At 70.9% G+C, this 16,694-nt stretch carries 13 protein-coding genes; 6 read left to right on the top strand and 7 right to left on the bottom strand.

Translation table 11 applies throughout. The annotated features are described in order from the left end of the window. Positions 1-24 precede the first annotated feature (24 nt). A complete protein-coding gene (gene galU, locus E3O48_RS05060) occupies positions 25-918 on the bottom strand; it encodes a UTP--glucose-1-phosphate uridylyltransferase GalU (RefSeq protein ID WP_134510244.1) in 894 nt (297 codons plus the stop codon). Positions 919-952: 34 nt separating this feature from the next. Here galU and E3O48_RS05055 point away from each other — a divergent pair, with 34 nt between their 5' ends. The 3 genes from E3O48_RS05055 (at position 953) to mscL (ending at position 2,360) form a co-directional block, all read left to right on the top strand. Beyond that, positions 953-1,531 carry a 5-formyltetrahydrofolate cyclo-ligase gene (locus E3O48_RS05055; RefSeq protein WP_134510246.1) on the top strand — a complete coding sequence of 193 codons (579 nt, stop codon included), beginning with the start codon at positions 953-955 and terminating at the stop codon, positions 1,529-1,531. Between the two features lie 70 nt (positions 1,532-1,601). Beyond that, a complete protein-coding gene (locus tag E3O48_RS05050) occupies positions 1,602-1,928 on the top strand; it encodes an FmdB family zinc ribbon protein (protein WP_134537539.1) in 327 nt (108 codons plus the stop codon). A gap of 12 nt (positions 1,929-1,940) precedes the next feature. Continuing rightward, complete coding sequence (gene mscL / locus E3O48_RS05045; RefSeq protein WP_134510249.1) at positions 1,941-2,360, top strand: large conductance mechanosensitive channel protein MscL; 420 nt, start codon at positions 1,941-1,943, stop codon at positions 2,358-2,360. A gap of 131 nt (positions 2,361-2,491) precedes the next feature. Here mscL and E3O48_RS05040 read toward each other — a convergent pair whose 3' ends face one another. Together E3O48_RS05040 and E3O48_RS05035 are read right to left on the bottom strand one after the other, a co-directional pair. Beyond that, the gene (locus E3O48_RS05040) at positions 2,492-2,725 is read right to left on the bottom strand and encodes a hypothetical protein (RefSeq protein WP_134537538.1); all 234 of its coding nucleotides are present in this window, start codon (positions 2,723-2,725) and stop codon (positions 2,492-2,494) included. Continuing rightward, a complete protein-coding gene (locus E3O48_RS05035) occupies positions 2,722-6,450 on the bottom strand; it encodes an AAA family ATPase (RefSeq protein WP_370249200.1) in 3,729 nt (1,242 codons plus the stop codon). The genes E3O48_RS05040 and E3O48_RS05035 overlap by 4 nt, the downstream gene beginning before the upstream one ends. A gap of 139 nt (positions 6,451-6,589) precedes the next feature. Between E3O48_RS05035 and E3O48_RS05030 the strand changes: the two genes are divergently transcribed. Further along, the gene (locus tag E3O48_RS05030) at positions 6,590-7,582 is read left to right on the top strand and encodes an adenosine deaminase (protein WP_134510253.1); all 993 of its coding nucleotides are present in this window, start codon (positions 6,590-6,592) and stop codon (positions 7,580-7,582) included. Positions 7,583-7,621: 39 nt separating this feature from the next. Here the strand turns inward: E3O48_RS05030 and E3O48_RS05025 are convergent, their stop codons facing one another. Continuing rightward, positions 7,622-8,638, bottom strand: a complete 1,017-nt coding sequence (locus E3O48_RS05025) for a magnesium and cobalt transport protein CorA (RefSeq protein WP_134537537.1) — start codon at positions 8,636-8,638, stop codon at positions 7,622-7,624. Positions 8,639-8,726: 88 nt separating this feature from the next. Between E3O48_RS05025 and E3O48_RS05020 the strand changes: the two genes are divergently transcribed. Beyond that, positions 8,727-9,473, top strand: coding sequence for a 4'-phosphopantetheinyl transferase superfamily protein (locus E3O48_RS05020; protein ID WP_134537536.1), 747 nt, complete (start codon positions 8,727-8,729; stop codon positions 9,471-9,473). 18 nt (positions 9,474-9,491) lie between these two features. Here the strand turns inward: E3O48_RS05020 and E3O48_RS05015 are convergent, their stop codons facing one another. Next, entirely contained in the window at positions 9,492-10,823 is a 1,332-nt protein-coding gene (locus tag E3O48_RS05015) for a M1 family metallopeptidase (protein ID WP_134537614.1), read from the bottom strand. A gap of 8 nt (positions 10,824-10,831) precedes the next feature. Next, the gene (locus E3O48_RS05010) at positions 10,832-14,764 is read right to left on the bottom strand and encodes a Pls/PosA family non-ribosomal peptide synthetase (RefSeq protein WP_241982406.1); all 3,933 of its coding nucleotides are present in this window, start codon (positions 14,762-14,764) and stop codon (positions 10,832-10,834) included. 396 nt (positions 14,765-15,160) lie between these two features. On the opposite strand from E3O48_RS05010, the gene E3O48_RS05005 reads away from it, so the two are divergent. Then, a complete protein-coding gene (locus E3O48_RS05005) occupies positions 15,161-16,081 on the top strand; it encodes a hypothetical protein (RefSeq protein WP_134537535.1) in 921 nt (306 codons plus the stop codon). Between the two features lie 120 nt (positions 16,082-16,201). Here E3O48_RS05005 and E3O48_RS05000 read toward each other — a convergent pair. After that, the coding region (locus tag E3O48_RS05000) for an HNH endonuclease signature motif containing protein (protein WP_134537534.1) at positions 16,202-16,694 on the bottom strand (493 nt) is incomplete at its 5' end.

Raw genomic sequence — 16,694 nt, 5'->3', positions numbered from 1 at the left:
CCGCCGCGCCTCCGTTCTCGCGGCTCAGTCGAGGGTGGCCACGAAGTCGTGCAACCAGGGGCGAAGGTCGGGGCCGAGATCGTCGCGGTCCACGGCGAGCTGCACGATGGCCTTGATGTAGTCGAGGCGGTCGCCGGTGTCGTACCGGCGGCCCCGGAAGATGACGCCGTAGACGCCGCCCGTGGTCTCGGGGGTGGCGGCCATCTCCTGCAGGGCGTCGGTGAGCTGGATCTCGTTGCCCTTGCCCGGCTGGGTGTGCTCGAGCACGTCGAACACCTCGGGGCGGAGCACGTACCGGCCGATGATGGCCAGGTTCGACGGGGCATCCGCCGCGCTGGGCTTCTCGACCAGGCCGGTCACTCGCACCACGTCGGGGTCGTCGGTCGGCTCGACCGCGGCCGCACCGTAGAGGTGGATCTGCGACGGGTCCACCTCCATCAGCGCGACGATGCTCGCATTGCGGTTGCCCTGCTCGGTGAGCATCTTCGCCAGCAGCGGGTCGCGGGCGTCGATGATGTCGTCACCGAGCAGCACCGCGAACGGCTGGTCGCCGACGTGCATCTTCGCCCGGAGCACCGCATGGCCAAGGCCCAGCGGGTCACCCTGGCGCACATAGTGGATGTCGGCGAGCTTGGTGGCGTGGTTGACTTTCTCAAGGCGGCTCTGGTCGCCCTTCTTCTCCAGGATCGCCTCGAGTTCGGTCATCCGGTCGAAGTGGTTTTCGAGGGCGTTCTTGTTGCGCCCGGTGATCATCAGCACATCGTGGAGGCCCGCGGCCACCGATTCCTCGACGACGTACTGGATCGCCGGCTTGTCGACCACGGGGAGCATCTCCTTGGGCATCGCCTTGGTGGCAGGCAGGAACCGGGTGCCCAGGCCCGCGGCGGGAATGACAGCTTTAGTGATTCGAGTACCCATGCCCCTAACGCTATCGGCATCTAGGATGACTTGTATGGACTCCGACATCGCTCACCGAAAGCGGGCGCTCCGCGCCGAGTTGCGGGAGCGCCGCCAGAACATGACGTCTGCGGAACGGGATGCCGCCACCGCCGGGTTCACCGAGAACCTCCAGAACACCGTCCTGGACCTCTCCGCCCGGTCCATTTCCTGCTACTTGTCCGCCCGCAACGAGCCGAACACCCGCCCGTTCGTGAACTGGGCCGAGGCCCAGGGCATCAAGGTGCTGTTCCCCGTCTCCCGTGACGACGGACTGCTCGACTGGACCGTCGGGGAGGACCAAACCGAGGTCGAGGGTCTCGCCGGCGTTCCGGAGCCGGCCGGCGAGTTACTGGGTCCGATCGCGATCAACGACGTCGACCTAATCATCGTGCCGGCGGCGGCTGTCGACCGCAGCGGCCTGCGGATGGGCTGGGGCCGCGGCTACTACGACAAGACCCTCGGGTCGATGGAGAAGTGCCCCCCGGTCTACGCCGTCGTCTTCGACGGCGAGTACCTCGACGAGGTGCCCCGCGAAGTACACGACCAGCCCGTCGACGGCCTGGTCACCCCCACCCGAATCATCGCTTTCTAACCCCCGAACCATTCTCACAATCGGAGACCCACGTTCCGCATGCGGCACGGGTCCCACAGCCGGAGTTCCAGTGCCTACCTATTCCTACCGTTGCACCGAGTGCGACACCGCCTTCGATATCCAGCAGGCCTTCACCGATGACACGTTGACCGAGTGCCCCAGCTGCGGCGGTAAGCTCCGCAAGGTGTTCTCATCGATCGGCGTGAGCTTCACGGGGTCCGGCTTCTACCAGAACGACGCCCGGTCCGACGCGAAGTCGGCTCAGCAGGCCAAGGCGAAACCGTCCTCCACCCCAACCGAGAAAAGCCAAACCGCGCCCGCGAAAGCGGAGACGAAGTCCCCGGCCGCTGCCTCACCCACCACCATCAAGAGCGCGCCGACTCCGGCCGCCAACTGAGGAGCTTCGACCATGATCAACGGTTTCAAAGAATTCGTCATGCGCGGCAACGTCATCGACCTGGCAGTCGCCGTCGTCATCGGCGCGGCGTTCACCGCGGTCGTGACCGCCATCGTGGAGGGACTCTTCACCCCGCTGATCGGTGCCATCTTCAACGCGGACAGCCTGAAGACCGCGCTCCTGGTCGGCCTGCCGGGTGGCGGAAACCTGGCCTTCGGCCTGGTGCTCTCGGCCATCATCAACTTCCTGTTGATCGCCGCCGTGGTGTACTTCGTCTTCGTGCTGCCGATCAACCGCATGAAGGAAGCCCAGGAGCGCCGTCGCGCCGCCCTGGCCCCCGCCGGCGCCGCGACGGCGGCTCCGCTCACCGAGCTCGACCTGCTCGCGGAGATCCGCGATCTGCTCGCCACCGAAGCACCCAAGGCACCGTAGCCGAACGGCGTCGGCGCGGCCGAACCGCGTCGACGCCGATCCTGTCGCCGCGCCCGGTTCCGCACCCGGCTACCGCCGCGGCCGCCCGGGCCGTCGCGTCCTGCCGACCCGGGCGCGGATGCTCCGGGGCTCTACCAGTGCGGCGGACGGTCCTGACGGAGCCGGGCATCGTTCTCGCTGCGGGCCGCCCTGGCGTCCCCGCTCGCCGGTGCGACACCGCCCTCTTCGCGGAGCACCGGCGGATGCGGGTCGGGGTCGGTGTCCGGCGCGGGCGTCAGCTTCGCGCGGCGTGACCGCCCCGGCCCTTTGACGACCGCCTGCCTCGGCTTGCCTGAGTCCGAACCGGCGGGGGCATCCCCGCTCATTCGATCGGGGATCGCTTGACCCCGGCCAGGGCGGCCACCCGAGCGGCGACCGCGTCGGGGTTGCTGAACAGTTCGAAGCTGTGCACGCGCAGGTAGTGCCAGCCCAGGCGCCGCAGCACCTCGGGCCGGAGCCTCAGCGACTCGCGGAGGCTCGACCGGCTGACCACGGCATCTGTCTCGACGACGACGGCGCGGCCGGCGTGGGATCCGGCCAGGGCCAGCTTGCCGCGATGGCCGAGCGAGACGGTCAGGCCGAGGCGTTCGAGCCGGCGGGCGAGGTCGACGAGCATGGCCTCGCTCGCGTCGGGCACCTGCGCCTCATTGCGGCGTGCCTCCGTTTCGCTGAGCACCTGGGAGAGGGCGAGGATGCCGTGGCGTTGGCGGTCCTCGTCGATGTCGGCCGGACGGAAGCAGGAGACGATGTCCATCGCCCGCCTCGCCCTGGTCATCCCGATCGCGAGCAGCCGCTCGCCGCCCGGTTCACCGAGCGAACCGAAGTTGGTGAGCAGGCGCCCGTGTGGGGTGCGGCCGTAGCCGATGGAGAAGATGACCCGGTCGCGGCTCTGCGCCACGGCCTGTTCGAGGGTGAGCACGGTGAACGGCTCGGCCCGGTCTTTCAGGATGAAGTCGGACAGGTCGGTGCGCTTGGAGAATGCGGAGAGCACCGCCTGGTGCACCCGCACCGAGTGGCGGGCGCTGGCCGTGATGACCATGAGCGATTCCCGCGGGCGTTTGACGGCGTGGTCCATGACGAGTTCGACGACCTTGGCCACCTCGGCGTCGACGCTCTCGACGGCCCCACTGTCGGCGTCCGGCATGCCGTGCCCGCCCGCGACGTAGTTGAGGGTGAGGCTGCCGTGGCCGAGGAAGCTGCCGGCCCAGGGCAGGGAGTCGATCCGGCCGCCGTAGAAGCGGTGGTTGACCAGCTCGGCGAGGTCCTCGCCGCCGGCCCGGTAACTGCGGGTGAGCGTGAGGGTGGGGAGCAGTTCGCCGAGGCGGGCGAGGGCGGAGTCGGCGTGGAGGGCGTCGACGTTGGTGTCCTGGCCGGACCTGTCGTCGCCTGACTCGCTGATCCCGGTCTCGAACGCGGACGGGGTCTGGGTCACCGGGTCACCGAAGGCCACGATCTGCTTGCCGCGGCGGATGGCGCCGACGTTCTCGGCGAAGGTGGTCGCCCCCGCGTCCACGAGCAGCACGGTGTCGAAGCCCATCACATCGTCAAGGCCGGCCACCTCGTACGGCGAGGCGAGCCAGACCGGCGCGAGGACGCGGCCCAGGTGCGGCGCCGCCTTGTGCAGCCGGTTGGGCGTCGCCCGGTCGGCGCGGAGCAGACGGCGGAGGTTGTCGGCTTCCTCGGGCCAGTCGACGACGCCGATCTTCCAGGTCTCGGCGAGCAGCCAGGCCAGCAACTGGCCGGTGGTGGAGGCGTGCGCCTCGTCGACGAGCTTGAAGTCGGCCTCGAGACGGTCGAGCACCTGGGTGTTCGCGTTCAGGAGGGCCTTGTCGCCGCTGAGCATGGTCTCGAGCACGGACTGCCACCAGGCGAGCTCGAGTTCGCCGGCGACGTCCTTCTCGGAGACGTGGCGCTGGGCCAGGTCGGTCATCAGGGGGTCGAGGTTGTGTTCGCGCAGGGTCGCGAGCAGCGCGGTGCGTTCGTGCAGGTTGGCGAGCACCTCGCTCTCGGCGGCGAGCCCGGAGATCGTGTAGATGAGTTCCTTGATCGGCCGGGCGGACAGCTGGCGGGTGGTGCCGGCGGTGCCGAGCGGGATGTCGAGGCTCGCCAGATCCTCGGACACGCGCTGGAAGGCGACGTGGACATCCGAGATCCCGACCGGCACCTCGGGTGTGACCCCGGCGACGACGTAGCGCTGCCACAGGGTGCGCTGCTGCTGGATGCGCCGCAGGCTCTCGTTCATATCGCTGACGTGCACGCCGGGGCGCAGGTACTCCTCGGCGAGCCGGCGCAGCCGGCGGCGGCTCGCCGAGGGCATCTCCGCGGACTCCCGACGTGACCCGGTCGCGGCGATCAGCTCGGTCAGCGGCCGGTCGAAAACGGCAGGCTGGAACTTGTCGAGGGTCTCCCGGATGTCCAGGAGCAGCCGCAGGTAGATCCCGAGTTCGGCGATCGTCTCGAACGGACGCAGCCGGGTCTGGCCGACGAGTCCGGCCGCGCGCTCGAGCAGGCGCGGCAGCTCGACCTGATTGACCCGTTTGGCCAGCTGATGCGCCGCGGACGCGTCCGCGGTCGAGGTGAACGAGGCGCCGTACCAGGGCGAATCGCCGGGCCCGTACCGGAACTCTCCGAGTGCGGCGGCCTTGATCAACGTCGCGGCGGCGGCCGCGCGACCCTGGGCCAGGCGTTCGAGGGCGCGCCGGTCAAGCCGGGCGGTCGTCGAGGGGGGCGAGGGAAGCTGGGCGAGACGCGCGAGCTCGCCGAGGGTGTCGAGCACCGAGACGCCGAGGGCGCTGTCCCGGCGGGTGAGGGCCGAGCGGTAGTCGAGCAGCACCTTGCGCAGGCGCACCAGGGCGTCGTCCACGTCGCCGACCATCGGCTGGGTGGCCTTCTCGTTGCGGGTGATCGACTGGATCAGGTCACGGCGCAGGGTGCGCGGGGTGACGGCGACGCCGGGCAGCCCCACCTGCACCAGGCGGTGGGCGATGCCGTCGAGGCTGGACCGCCTGGCGCTGACCACGAGCACGCGCTTGTGCTGGGAGATGAGCGAGCCGATCGCGTTGACGATGGTCTGCGTGCCGCCGGTGCCCGGCAGGGTCTTCACGACCAGGGAGTTGCCGGCCGCGATCTGGGCGACGACGTTCTCCTGCTCGGAGTCCGCGTCGAGGAGGAGCGTGTCGGTGGCCGGCGGGCGGGCATCCTGGCCGATCGGCACAACCGGGTTGTAGGCGGTCTCGATGGCGCGCCGCGCGTTCTGGTTGCCGGCGACGGCGTCGAGCAGCGGATGCTCCAGCCGGGCCGCGTCGGCGGCCAGCGCGCGCCCGACGTCGGCGAACGACGAGGCAACGAGGCGCGGGACCACGTTGAACCAGGGCAGGTGGGAGGTGAGTCCGCGCAGTCGGTCGATCACGGGTTGCGGTTTGAAGGCGCCGTTGGTGACCGCGAGCGCGACGAACGCGTCAGCATCGAGGGTGATCTGGAACTGGTCGGCCAGGGCGCGGGCCAGCTCGGGGTTGAGGAACGGCGCCCCCTTGAGCTTGAGCTCGAAGTCGCGGCCGTAGCGGCGGATTGCGAGCGGACGCAGCAGGACGGGGGCGGTGTAGTCGACATCGCCGTGGCGCCATTCGGCCAGGCCGATCGCGAGGTGGACCGACTCGATGCCGCGCATCGAGCGCAGCTCGATCCCCTTCTGGGTGATCTCCCCGGCCGCGAGTCGCGCGTTGCGCAGCGCGAGTTCGTCGCGGATCAGGTTGGAGAGCAGGGTGGTCTTGCCGGTGATGAACTGCGGGAGACCACCCGGGTGGGTGGCGCTGAGCTCGATCCGGGTGCGGGGCCCGTCGCTGAAGTGCAGCAGCGGCGAACGGCCGCCGACGTCGGCGAGTTCGTCACGCCAGCGCTGCCAGGCCGGGTCCGCCACGTTGCCCACCGAGAGGGCCGGGTCGCCGAGGCTGACCGCATGCGCCGAGGCAAGATTGTGCGGGTCGGCGGGGGAAGCATCCTGAATTTCCGACAGGATGCCGTCATCATCTACTTTTCTATCGGGTCGCCACACATCGACACCCTAAGTCAGACTCGCCCGTTTCCCGGTGAGGCGGCCCGGGTTTCGCCGGATTCCGCGCAAAAATCGGCCCGGGAATGCCCCTGGCGGCGGGTGGGCGGCAGCCGGCTCATCCGCTTGCGAGAATGGGGCAATGAAAATCCCCCTGGTCGAACTCCACCTGCACATCGAGGGCACCCTCGAACCCGAGCTTATTTTCGACCTGGCCGCACGCAACGGCGTCACCCTGCCCTGGGCGTCCCTGCCCGAACTGCGAGCGCAGTACGAGTTCGACGATCTGCAGTCCTTCCTGAACCTGTACTACCGCAACCTCGACGTGCTGCGTGAGCGGGTCGACTTCGGTGACCTGACCCGCGCCTACCTCGAGCGGGCGCGCACGGCCGGGGTGCGCCATGCGGAGATCTTCTTCGACCCGCAGGCCCACACCAGCCGGGGCATCCCGCTGCTCACCGCCCTCGGCGGGGTGCGCGAGGCCCTCGACACATCGGAGGCGGACTGGGGCATCAGCACGAAGCTGATCGTGACCTTCCTGCGGGACCGGCCGGCCGCCGAAGCGCTGGCCATGCTCGGGGAGATCCTGGCCGGCGACTTCCGGATCGACGGGATCGGACTCGACTCCGCCGAGGTCGGCTACCCGCCCGAGCTTTTCACCGAGGTGTTCGAACTCGCCCGGGCGAACGGGCTGCACCTCGTGGCGCACGCCGGCGAGGAGGGCCCGCCCGCGTACGTCTGGCAGGCCCTCGACCTGCTCGGCGTGGAACGGGTCGACCACGGCATCCGCAGCCTGGAGGACGAGACGCTCCTGGAACGGCTGGTGCGGGAGCGGATTCCGCTGACCGTCTGCCCGTTCTCCAACGTGCGCCTGCGGGTGATCGACACCCTCGCCGACCACCCGATCGTGCGGATGCTCGACCGCGGGCTGCTCGCCTGCATCAACTCAGACGACCCTGCCTACTTCGGCGGCTACATCGACGACAACCTGGCCGCGCTCGACCGCGAGTTCGGACTCGGCCCCGACCGGCTGGCCCTGCTCGCCCGGAACGGGATCGAGGCGTCGTTCCTGGACGCCGCCGGGAAGGCGGCGCTGGGCGCCGAGGTCGACGCCTGGCGAGCGGCGCAGGCGTAGGCGCAGGCGCAGGCGCAGGCGCAGTCCACGCCCGTTCGCTTACAGCCAGTTGTTCTTCTTGAACACCCAGTAAAGGCCGAACCCCATCGCCACCATCAGCCCGAGCGCGAACGGGTAACCGAAGACCCATTTCAGCTCGGGCATATGGGTGAAGTTCATGCCGTAGATCGTGCCGACGAGGGTGGGCGCAAAGAGGATGGCCGCCCAGCTGGAGATCTTCTTGACCTCCTCGCTCTGGGCCAGGCTTGTCTCGGACAGTCGCCGGGTCTCGTCGTTCTGACGCTGGGTGACGAGGGTGCTGTGCACGATCAGGGCGTTGTCGAGGAGCTGCCGGAACGCGTCGCCGCGCTCGGCGACGCGCAGGGTGTGGTCGAGCACGTCCCGGAGATGATGGTGCAGTTCGACGTCGACGCTGTACTTGTCGAAGCCGCGCTGGAGTGCCTCGAGCATGCCGACCAGCGGCTGGGTGGCCCGCTGGAACTCGATCACCTCGCGGGAGAGCGCGTAGATGCGCCGGGAGACCTCCTGGTCCCCGTCGAAGAGCTGGTCCTCGATCTCGTCGATGTCGTTTTCGAGGCCTGCGACGACGGGACCGTACTCGTCGACGATCTGGTCGAGGATGGCGTAGAGCACCGCCTCAGGGCCGAACGCCAGCAGTTCGGGGGTCGACTCCATCCGTTCGCGCACCCTGGCCAGGTTCGGGGATTCGGCGTGACGGATCGTGACGACGAAGTCCGGTCCGACGAACACGTGCAGTTCGCCGAATTCGACCCGTTCCTCGTCGTCGATGTAGCGGGCCGGGCGCAGCACCACGAACAGGATGTCGTCGAAGCGCTCGAGCTTGGCGCGCTGGTGCCCCTTGAGGGCGTCTTCGACGGCCAGGTGGTGCAGGCTGAACTCTGCGGCGACGGAGCGTACTTCCCGCTCCGAGGGCCGGTACATGCCGATCCAGGCGAAGCCGTTGTTCGCCTTCATGACCTCGTAGGTCTCGTCCAGCGTCTTCGGGGTCGCGGCCCGGCGGCCGTTCACGTAGATCGCGTTGTCGATCAGTGCCATCGGTTCTCCTCGTGTGCAGGTTCCAGTGTCGCACCGGGGCGAACGGGGAAGTGCAGGACACGGCCCGTCCGGGCGCTAGCGTGGGGGCGTGACTGACGAGCGAACGCCCGATGTCTTCGTCGTCCTGGGGCCGCGCGGCGAGACGGATGCCGCCGACCGCGCCTTCCTGCTGGCCGCCGCCGGCTGGGTCCTCGGTTCCGCCCCCGGCGCGCTGTCGCTGGACCGGCGCTGCCCGGTCTGCGGCGGCGCCGACCACGGTCGGCCGGCCGTTCGCGGCGCCGATGGCGCGGTCGGCCCCGAGACGGGCGCCGGACGCCGGCTCGACGTCAGCCTCAGCCGGGCGGGAGCCACCGTCGCGGTCGCTCTCTCGTTCGCCGGCCCCGTGGGGATCGACATCGAGAGCGTCGCCGCGGTCGGCCGTGCCGGTTTCGACGACGTGGCCTTCAGCCCGGTCGAGCTCGCCGCGCTGTCCGAGCTGCCGGCCGGTCACGCCGACCGGACCCGCGCGGAGACCTGGACCGCCAAGGAGGCCGCCCTCAAGGCGGTCGGGGTCGGCCTGAGAGTCGACCCCCGAACGCTGACCGTGCGCCTCCCGCGGCCGGGCGAGGAGGCACACCCTCATCTCAGCGCCGAGCCCGGCGACGTGCTCCCCCGCGTCCTCCCCCGTCTCGCCGCCTTCGACGCCGGGCCCGGCCTGGCGGGCACAGTCGCCGTGTTCACCGCGGCGCAGCCGGCCGTGCGGGTGCTCCCCAGCCGTGCGTGTGCTCCCGGCGGGCGCATCCATGGCCTGCCACTGCCACTGCCCCGGGCTGGGGACACCGACCTGCCGCACTGACCGGCGGCCCTGACCCGGTCAGAGCTTGGGCAGTGCTGTGCGGAACAGCCAGCGGTCGACGATGTGGTGGACCTCACCGCTGCCCGTGTGCACGGTGAAGAACTCGACGAAGTCGCCGGTCGACACCGTGCCGTGCCGCCGTTCCCTGGTGTACGCCCGCACCGCCCCGAAGAAGGCGTCGTTGCCGAGCGAACGCCGCAAGGCGTGCAGGGCCAGGGCGCCGCGCTTGTAGACCCGGTCGTCGAACATGTCGTGCGGGCCCGGGTCGCCGGCGATGATGTCTCGCGGCAACGTGTCGACCTTGGCCCGGTGCCAGGCGGCGCTCTCGTCGGCCGTGCGGCCGCCGCTGGCCTCCCCCCACAGCCATTCGGCGTAGCAGGCGAACCCCTCGTGCAGCCAGATGTCCTTCCACAGCCCGACGGTGAGGCTGTTGCCGAACCACTGGTGGGCGAGTTCGTGTGCGATCAGCCGGTCGCTGCCGTGCAGCCCGTCCACGTGGTTGCGGCCGAAGACGGCCAGCCCGTGGGCTTCGAGCGGGATCTCGAGTTCGTCGTCGGTGACGACGACCGAGTACGCGTCGAACGGGTACGGCCCGAACAGGCCGCTGAACAGGGAGATCATCTCGCCCAGCCGGCCGAAGTCGATGCCGGTCTCGTGGGCGAGGTTGGCCGGGAAGAAGATCCGCTGGGCGACCGGGGCCGCGGCCACGTCGGTGCGGCGGTACCGGCCGATCAGCACGGAGGCCAGGTAGGTTGCCATCGGCTCGGCCACCACGAAGGTCCACGACGTGCGCCCCGAGCGGGACGACCGGGAGACCAGCTTCCCGTTGGCGACGACCGTGTACGGGTCCTCGCAGGTCACCCGGATCCGAAAGGAGGCCTTGTTGCCCGGGTGGTCGTTGCAGGGGAACCAGGAGGCCGCGCCGGTGGGCTGGCCGGCCACGAGCACGCCGTCGTCCAGCTCCTCCCAGCCGACCTCACCCCAGATGGTGCGCAGCGGATGCGGCGCCCCCCGGTACCGCACGGTCACCTCGAACCGCTGGCCGGCCTCGATCGTGGTCGCCGCGGTGATCGTGAGCTTCCGCGCCGACTGCGAGACCTTCCGCGGCCTGACCCCGTCGACGGTGACCCGGTCGACGCTGAGCCCGTCGAAATCGAGGCTGAACCGGTCGAGCCGCATCGACGCCACGGCGGTGACGGTCGCGGTCGCCCGAAGCTGGTTCGTGGCCACCCGGTAGTCGAGGTCGACGTCGTAGTGCACGGCACGGTAGCCGCCGTTCCCGTTCGCGGGGAGGTAGGCGTCGCCGGCGGACGCCGAACCGATGGTGGTCTGGAGCGGGGTTTGAGGCATGGTGGGGATCAAGTCTGCCACGGCGGCTGGTGCCACGGCGAAATGGGGTTCCCGGCCCAGAGCGACCCGGCCGGCACGCGTTCGCCGCGCATCACCAGCGAGGCAGGCCCGACGGTGGCGCCCTCATCCACGGCCGCGGCCGGGAGGATGACGCTGTGCGGGCCCAGGGTCGACCCGGCGCCGAGATGCACCCGGTCGAGTTGCATGATCCGGTCGTGGAACAGGTGGGTCTGCACCACGCAGCCCCGGTTGACGCTCACCCCGTCGTCGATGGTGACGAGGTCGGCCTCGGGCAGCCAGTAGGTTTCGCACCACACCCCGTGGCCGATCCGGGCGCCGAGGCTGCGCAGCCAGACCGAGAGCACCGGGGTGCCGGCGGCCTTGGCGGCGAACCAGGGCCGGGCCACCATCTCGACGAAGCAGTCCGAGACCTCGTTGCGCCAGATGAAGGACGACCAGAGCGGATGCTCGGTCGCGTCGATCCGGCCGACCAGGCTCCACTTGGCCACCGTCGTGACCCCGGCGGCGACGGCGCCGGCGCCGAGCATGACGATCCCCGACAGCGCGACCGTCCAACCGAGGCCGAGGCCGAGCCACAGCCCGTCGAGGGCGGCCAGCACACCGAGCGCGATCAGGGCCGTGACGATGACGGGCACGATCCGCAACACCTCCCAGAGGGCACGGGCGGTGCGCAGGCGGACCGGCGGCAGGAACGTGCGGGCCTCGTCGACATCCGTCACCGTCCGCCGCAGCCGCTCGGGCGGGTTGCCCAGCCAGGACGAGCCGCGCTTGGCCTTGCGGGGCGTGGAGGAGAGCACGGCGACGAGCCCGTTGCGCGGAACCGTGCGGCCCGGGCCGGCGATGCCGCTGTTGCCGAGGAACGCGCGCCGCCCGACCTTGGCCCGGCCGATGCGCAGCCAGCCGCCGCCGAGCTCGTAACAGGCCACCATGGTGTCGTCGGCGAGGAAGGCGGCCGGGGCGATGGTGGTCAGCGCCGGGATCAGCAGCACGGTCGAGGCCTCGACCCCGGCGCCGACCCTGGCGCCGAGCAGGCGCAGCCAGACCGGGGTGAGCAGGCTCGCGTAGATGGGGAACAGCAGGGTGCGTGCGCCGTCGAGGATGCGTTCGGTCATCCAGACCTGCCAGCCGATCCGGCTGCGCACCGGGTAGTACCCTTCCCGGAGGCCGACTCCGACCAGCCGGACCGCGGCGACGACCAGCGTCGCGTAGACCAGGCCGGCGACGACGACGGCGAGCGGGGTGGCCCAGGCGGCCCGCCAGAGCGCGTCGGCCAGGGTCGCCGCGTCGCCGATGGCGGCGCCCACCACGATCACGCCGAGCCCGGCGGCCACGGCAGGGATGGCGGTCATGCCGACCGCCCCTGCCGCGAACGCGATCAGCCAGCGGCGGGCCCGCGGCGGGCGCTCGGCGGGCCACGACCCGCGGGCCGCACCGACCCGGACGGCGGGTGATCCGGCCCACCGTTCGCCGTCGGGCACCTCGCCGGAGACGGCGGCACCCGGTTCGATGACGGCGCCGGCGCCGATCCGGGCACCGCCGAGCAGGGTGCTGCGCGCCCCGATGGTCGCCTCGGCGCCGATCTCCACCCGTCCCAGCCGGAGCACGTCCCCGTCGAGCCAGTAGCCGGCCAGGTCGGTCTCCGGTTCGATGGCTGCGCGCGGGCCGATGGTCAGCATCCCCGTCACCGGCGGGAGCGCATGGAGGTCGACGTCCTCGCCGACCTCCGCGCCGAGGGCCCGGGCGTAGTAGCTGATCCACGGCGCCCCGGCCAGGCTGGCCGCGTCGACGAGCAAGGCGACCTGTTCGGCCAGCCAGAGGCGCAGGTGAACGGATCCGCCCCGCGGGTGGTCCCCCGGAGTGACCCCGCGCAGCAGTAGTCTCGCGGCGACGACGGAGATGGCCATCTTCCCGGGCGGGGTGACGAAGAGCAGGAAGCCGAGGGCGACCCACCACCAGGAGATCGTCGGCGCGAACGTCGCCCCGCCCCAGGCCGCGAGCAGGTTGTTCGCCGCGGCGAGGAAGACGAGCCAGCGCGCGCCGACGAGCACGTGCAGCGGGATGCCGAGCAGCGTCTGGGCGATCCGGCTGCGCGCGGGCACAGGGAGGACCTCACGCACGATCGTCGGCGCCGGGGGCAGCCTGGCGTCGAGCTCCTCGGCGAGGGCTCCGATCCGGGGATGGTCGTAGACGTCGGAGACGCGCGTGTCGGGGTAGCGCTCCCGGATGGCGGAGACGAACTGGGCGGCGGAGAGCGAGCCGCCGCCGTGGCCGAAGAAGTCGGCGTCGGGTCCGTCGACGGGAACGCCGAGGATCGCGGCCCAGTGCCCGGCCAGCCAGGCCGCCGTGGGGGTCAGCGCGGCCGTCTCCCCGCCTCCGGCGGCGGCCGGGAGGGGCCAGGGCAGCGCGGCCCTGTCGACCTTGCCGGAGGTGCGGGTGGGGAGCTCGTCGACGAGGGCGATCAGCGGAACGAGCGCCGCCGGGAGTGCCTCACGGAGCCGGTCGTTGGCTGCCGCCCGGTCGAACGCCGCCACCCCGTCGGCGAGGGCGAGGTAGCCGACGAGGACCTGGTTGCCGGCGGGGGTCTTCTGCACGACCGCGGCCGCGCCGGCCACGCCGGGCAGCGAACGCAGGGCCGCCTCGACCTCGCCGAGTTCGATCCGCCGGCCGCCGAGCTTCACCTGGTCGTCGGCGCGGCCGACGAAGACCAGGCCCTCCCGCTCGAACCGCACCAGGTCGCCGCTCCGGTAGGCACGTTCCCAGCCGAGAGCCGCATGCGGGGCGTACTTCTCCGCGTCCTTGGCGGGGTCGAGGTAGCGGGCCAGCCCGACGCCGCCGATGATGAGTTCGCCGGTCCCGCCGTGCACCACCCGGGCGCCGGCGGCATCCACGACGGCGAGGTCCCAGCCGTGCAACGGCAGCCCGATCCGCACCGGGTCGGTGCCGTCCATCAGCGCGGCGCAGGCCACGACAGTGGCCTCGGTCGGACCGTAGGTGTTCCAGACCTCGCGTCCGGGGGCGACGAGGCGGGCGGAGAGCTCGGACGGGCAGGCCTCGCCGCCGAAGATGAGCAGCCGCACCTGCTCGAGGGCTTCGTCCGGCCAGAGTGCGGCGAGGGTAGGCACCGTCGACACCACCGTCACGCCGTGGGCGATCAGCCACGGCCCGAGGTCGGCACCGGATCGCACGAGTGAGCGGGGGGCGGTGACGAGGCAGGCGCCGTGGCGCCAGGCCAGCCACATCTCCTCACAGGAGGCGTCGAAGGCCACCGACAGGCCGGCCAGCACCCGGTCGGTGGCGTCGATCGGTTCGGAGCGGAGGAAGAGCCCGGCCTCGGCGTCGACGAAGGCCGCCGCCGCCCGGTGGGTCACGGCGACGCCCTTGGGCACCCCGGTCGACCCGGAGGTGAAGATGACCCAGGCGTCGTCGTTCGGGGTGGGGATGGTCCCGGGCGCGTGGGCCAGTGCCAGGTCGTCCCCCGGCGGCAGCGGTCGTTCGGCCAGCGCCGCCTCATCGACGGTGCCGGTCAGTGCGAACCGGCCGGCCCGTCCGACGACCCCGATGACCCGGGCCTCGCCGAAGACGAGCCGGGCGCGTTCCTCCGGGTCGTCGGCGTCGACCGGCACGTACGCGGCCCCGACGACGAGGGTGGCGAGGATGGAGACGTAGAGTTCACGGGTTCCGGACGGAATCCGGATGCCGACCTTGTCGCCCCGGCGCACCCCGGACGCGCTCAGTTGCCCGGCCTGCTCTGAGACGAGGCGCATGAGCTCGCGGTAGCTGATGGCGCCGTCCTGGTCCTCGAGCGCGAGCGCGCTCGGGTGGGCGGACGCCGTCTCGGCGAGGATATCGACGAGGGTGCGCACCGGCGCGGCTTTCGTTCCGGCCGCGAGCACGTTCTGGTCGGGCTGGATCTGGGTCACGCAGGCTCCTCGTCCGCGGCGGAGCGGCGGTCCCGCGACGCGATGTCCCAGTTTAGAGCCCGCAGGTAACCGGCAGGGAAACTGTGTCGGCAGGTGTCCAAGCCTCCGCCCTGGCCGGCATGGCACCGCTTCCCTGCCCCGCCGGCGAATGCCCGCCTGCGTGGCGAAGGCGGCGACCCGGCCGACCCGGGCCTTCCGGCAGACAGAGAACAGAGCAGGATCGGGCAGGCTCCCCCGGCGGTCGCCGCCTGACCTCTGCCAGCGCGACCACATCACGTCGTCTTACGATCAAAACCGTCAACCTCGACGCAACGCTCGAACCGGTGCGAGCCCCGAGGCACCCGTCGCGCGGTCGAGCCCCGCTGCTATCCTTGCGACTTCAGAAGAGGGGGTCTGGTGAACATGATCACGCGGATGGATGCAATCGGTCCGGTTTCGTACCTGTTCGTGGGGGCTGTCTCAGCGATCGTCGGACTACTGCCCTGGCTGGTCACCGGGATGCGCCTGCCCGTGCAGAATCTCTGGGCGGTCGACGTATCGGCGGCGGAGATGCCGCTCACCCTGTTGCCGTTCAGCCAGTACACAATCACTCTGCTGGTCGCGGTGATGGTCACGGGTTCGGCGATCGCGGGCGGCCTCGCGCGGGCGACGCGGTCGCGGCAGCCTCGATTCGAGCTCGTTGCACTCGTGGTCGGCGTGCAGATAGTGCAGGTCGGCGCAACCGTGCAAACCGCCGTCACGGTCGCCACCGGACTGGTGGACAGTACGGCGGCAAACGTCTATCTCTACGGTCTGACTGCCGGAACGATAGCCGCGAATCTGGTCGGCCTGCTGGTGTTACTGCTCGTCGCCCGGGCGCCTGCTCCCGGTGCGGTGATCGCCGTCAGCCTGGCCGCGGTGGCGATGGGCCCGTGGCTGGCCGGATTGATTGCGCGCCCGTTCACCTTCACGGCGACCGAGACCGCCATGGCATTACTGAGCGCGGCCCGGTGGGTTCCGGCCGTCATCGTGGGGCTTGCTGTGGCCAGGTGCGGCCTCACGACCATCGGCCGTGTGGCCGCCGCCGTCGTCGGTTTTCTGGCCCTCTGGATCGGACCGGCCGTGTTCACGGCGGTCAGCGCCGCAACAGGATCCCGTGTGCTCGCGGCCCGCCCGGCCGAGATGGTCGACTATGGCGCTCAGGTGTTCGTGAACGCTCTCGGCGTGCAGGGCGGATCGGCGAGCCTCCTGATCCCCGCGGTCGGTGTCATGGTTCTCGGGCTGATCGTGGGCCGGGGAGTCCGGCGTCGTCGCCTCGAGCAGGTCTCGGCGGCGTGACGCCGACTCCTCGGTGCGTTCTGCTCGAGGTCGTGCGTCCCGGTGGACGAGCATCGAGACCTGGGACCCGAGACCCCAGACCCCAGACCCCAGACCCGAGACCTGGGACCCGGGAGCGGGTCAGTGCCGGGTTGCTGTGGCGGTGCGGGCGCGGTTCTGGTTGGCGGGGTGCCAGTTCTGTTTCGGGTCGTACCAGGGTGGGGCTTTGATCTGGGGTGAGCCGCGGACCATACGGATTTTCCAGCCGTCGCGTTCGATGTAGTGGTGGTGGAACCAGCAGAGCATGACGCCGTTGTCGATGTCGGTGAGGCCGCCGGCCCACCAGGGGATGACGTGGTGGAGTTCGGCCCAGTGGGGTGGGGAGGTGCAGCCGGGGATGATGCAGCCGCCGTCGCGGGCGGCGATGGAGCGGCGTTGCGCGCGGTTGAAGAAGCGTTCGTTCAGGCCGAGGCGGAGCACTTCCTGGTTGGGGCCGAAGAGCACGGTTTGGGAGCCGCCGGCGCAGAGGCGTTGTTTCACGGTGGTGAGGTTGATCGGGGCGGGGACTCCGTCGATCCAGCCGACGCCGGTGCCGGCCTGCAGGTCGGCGGCGTTCACGTGCACAAGCACGGTC

Origin of the sequence: Cryobacterium sp. HLT2-28, assembly GCF_004402495.1 — a bacterium.
In the GTDB taxonomy this organism is placed as follows: domain Bacteria; phylum Actinomycetota; class Actinomycetes; order Actinomycetales; family Microbacteriaceae; genus Cryobacterium; species Cryobacterium mannosilyticum.
This window is presented reverse-complemented; position numbering and strand designations above follow the sequence as displayed.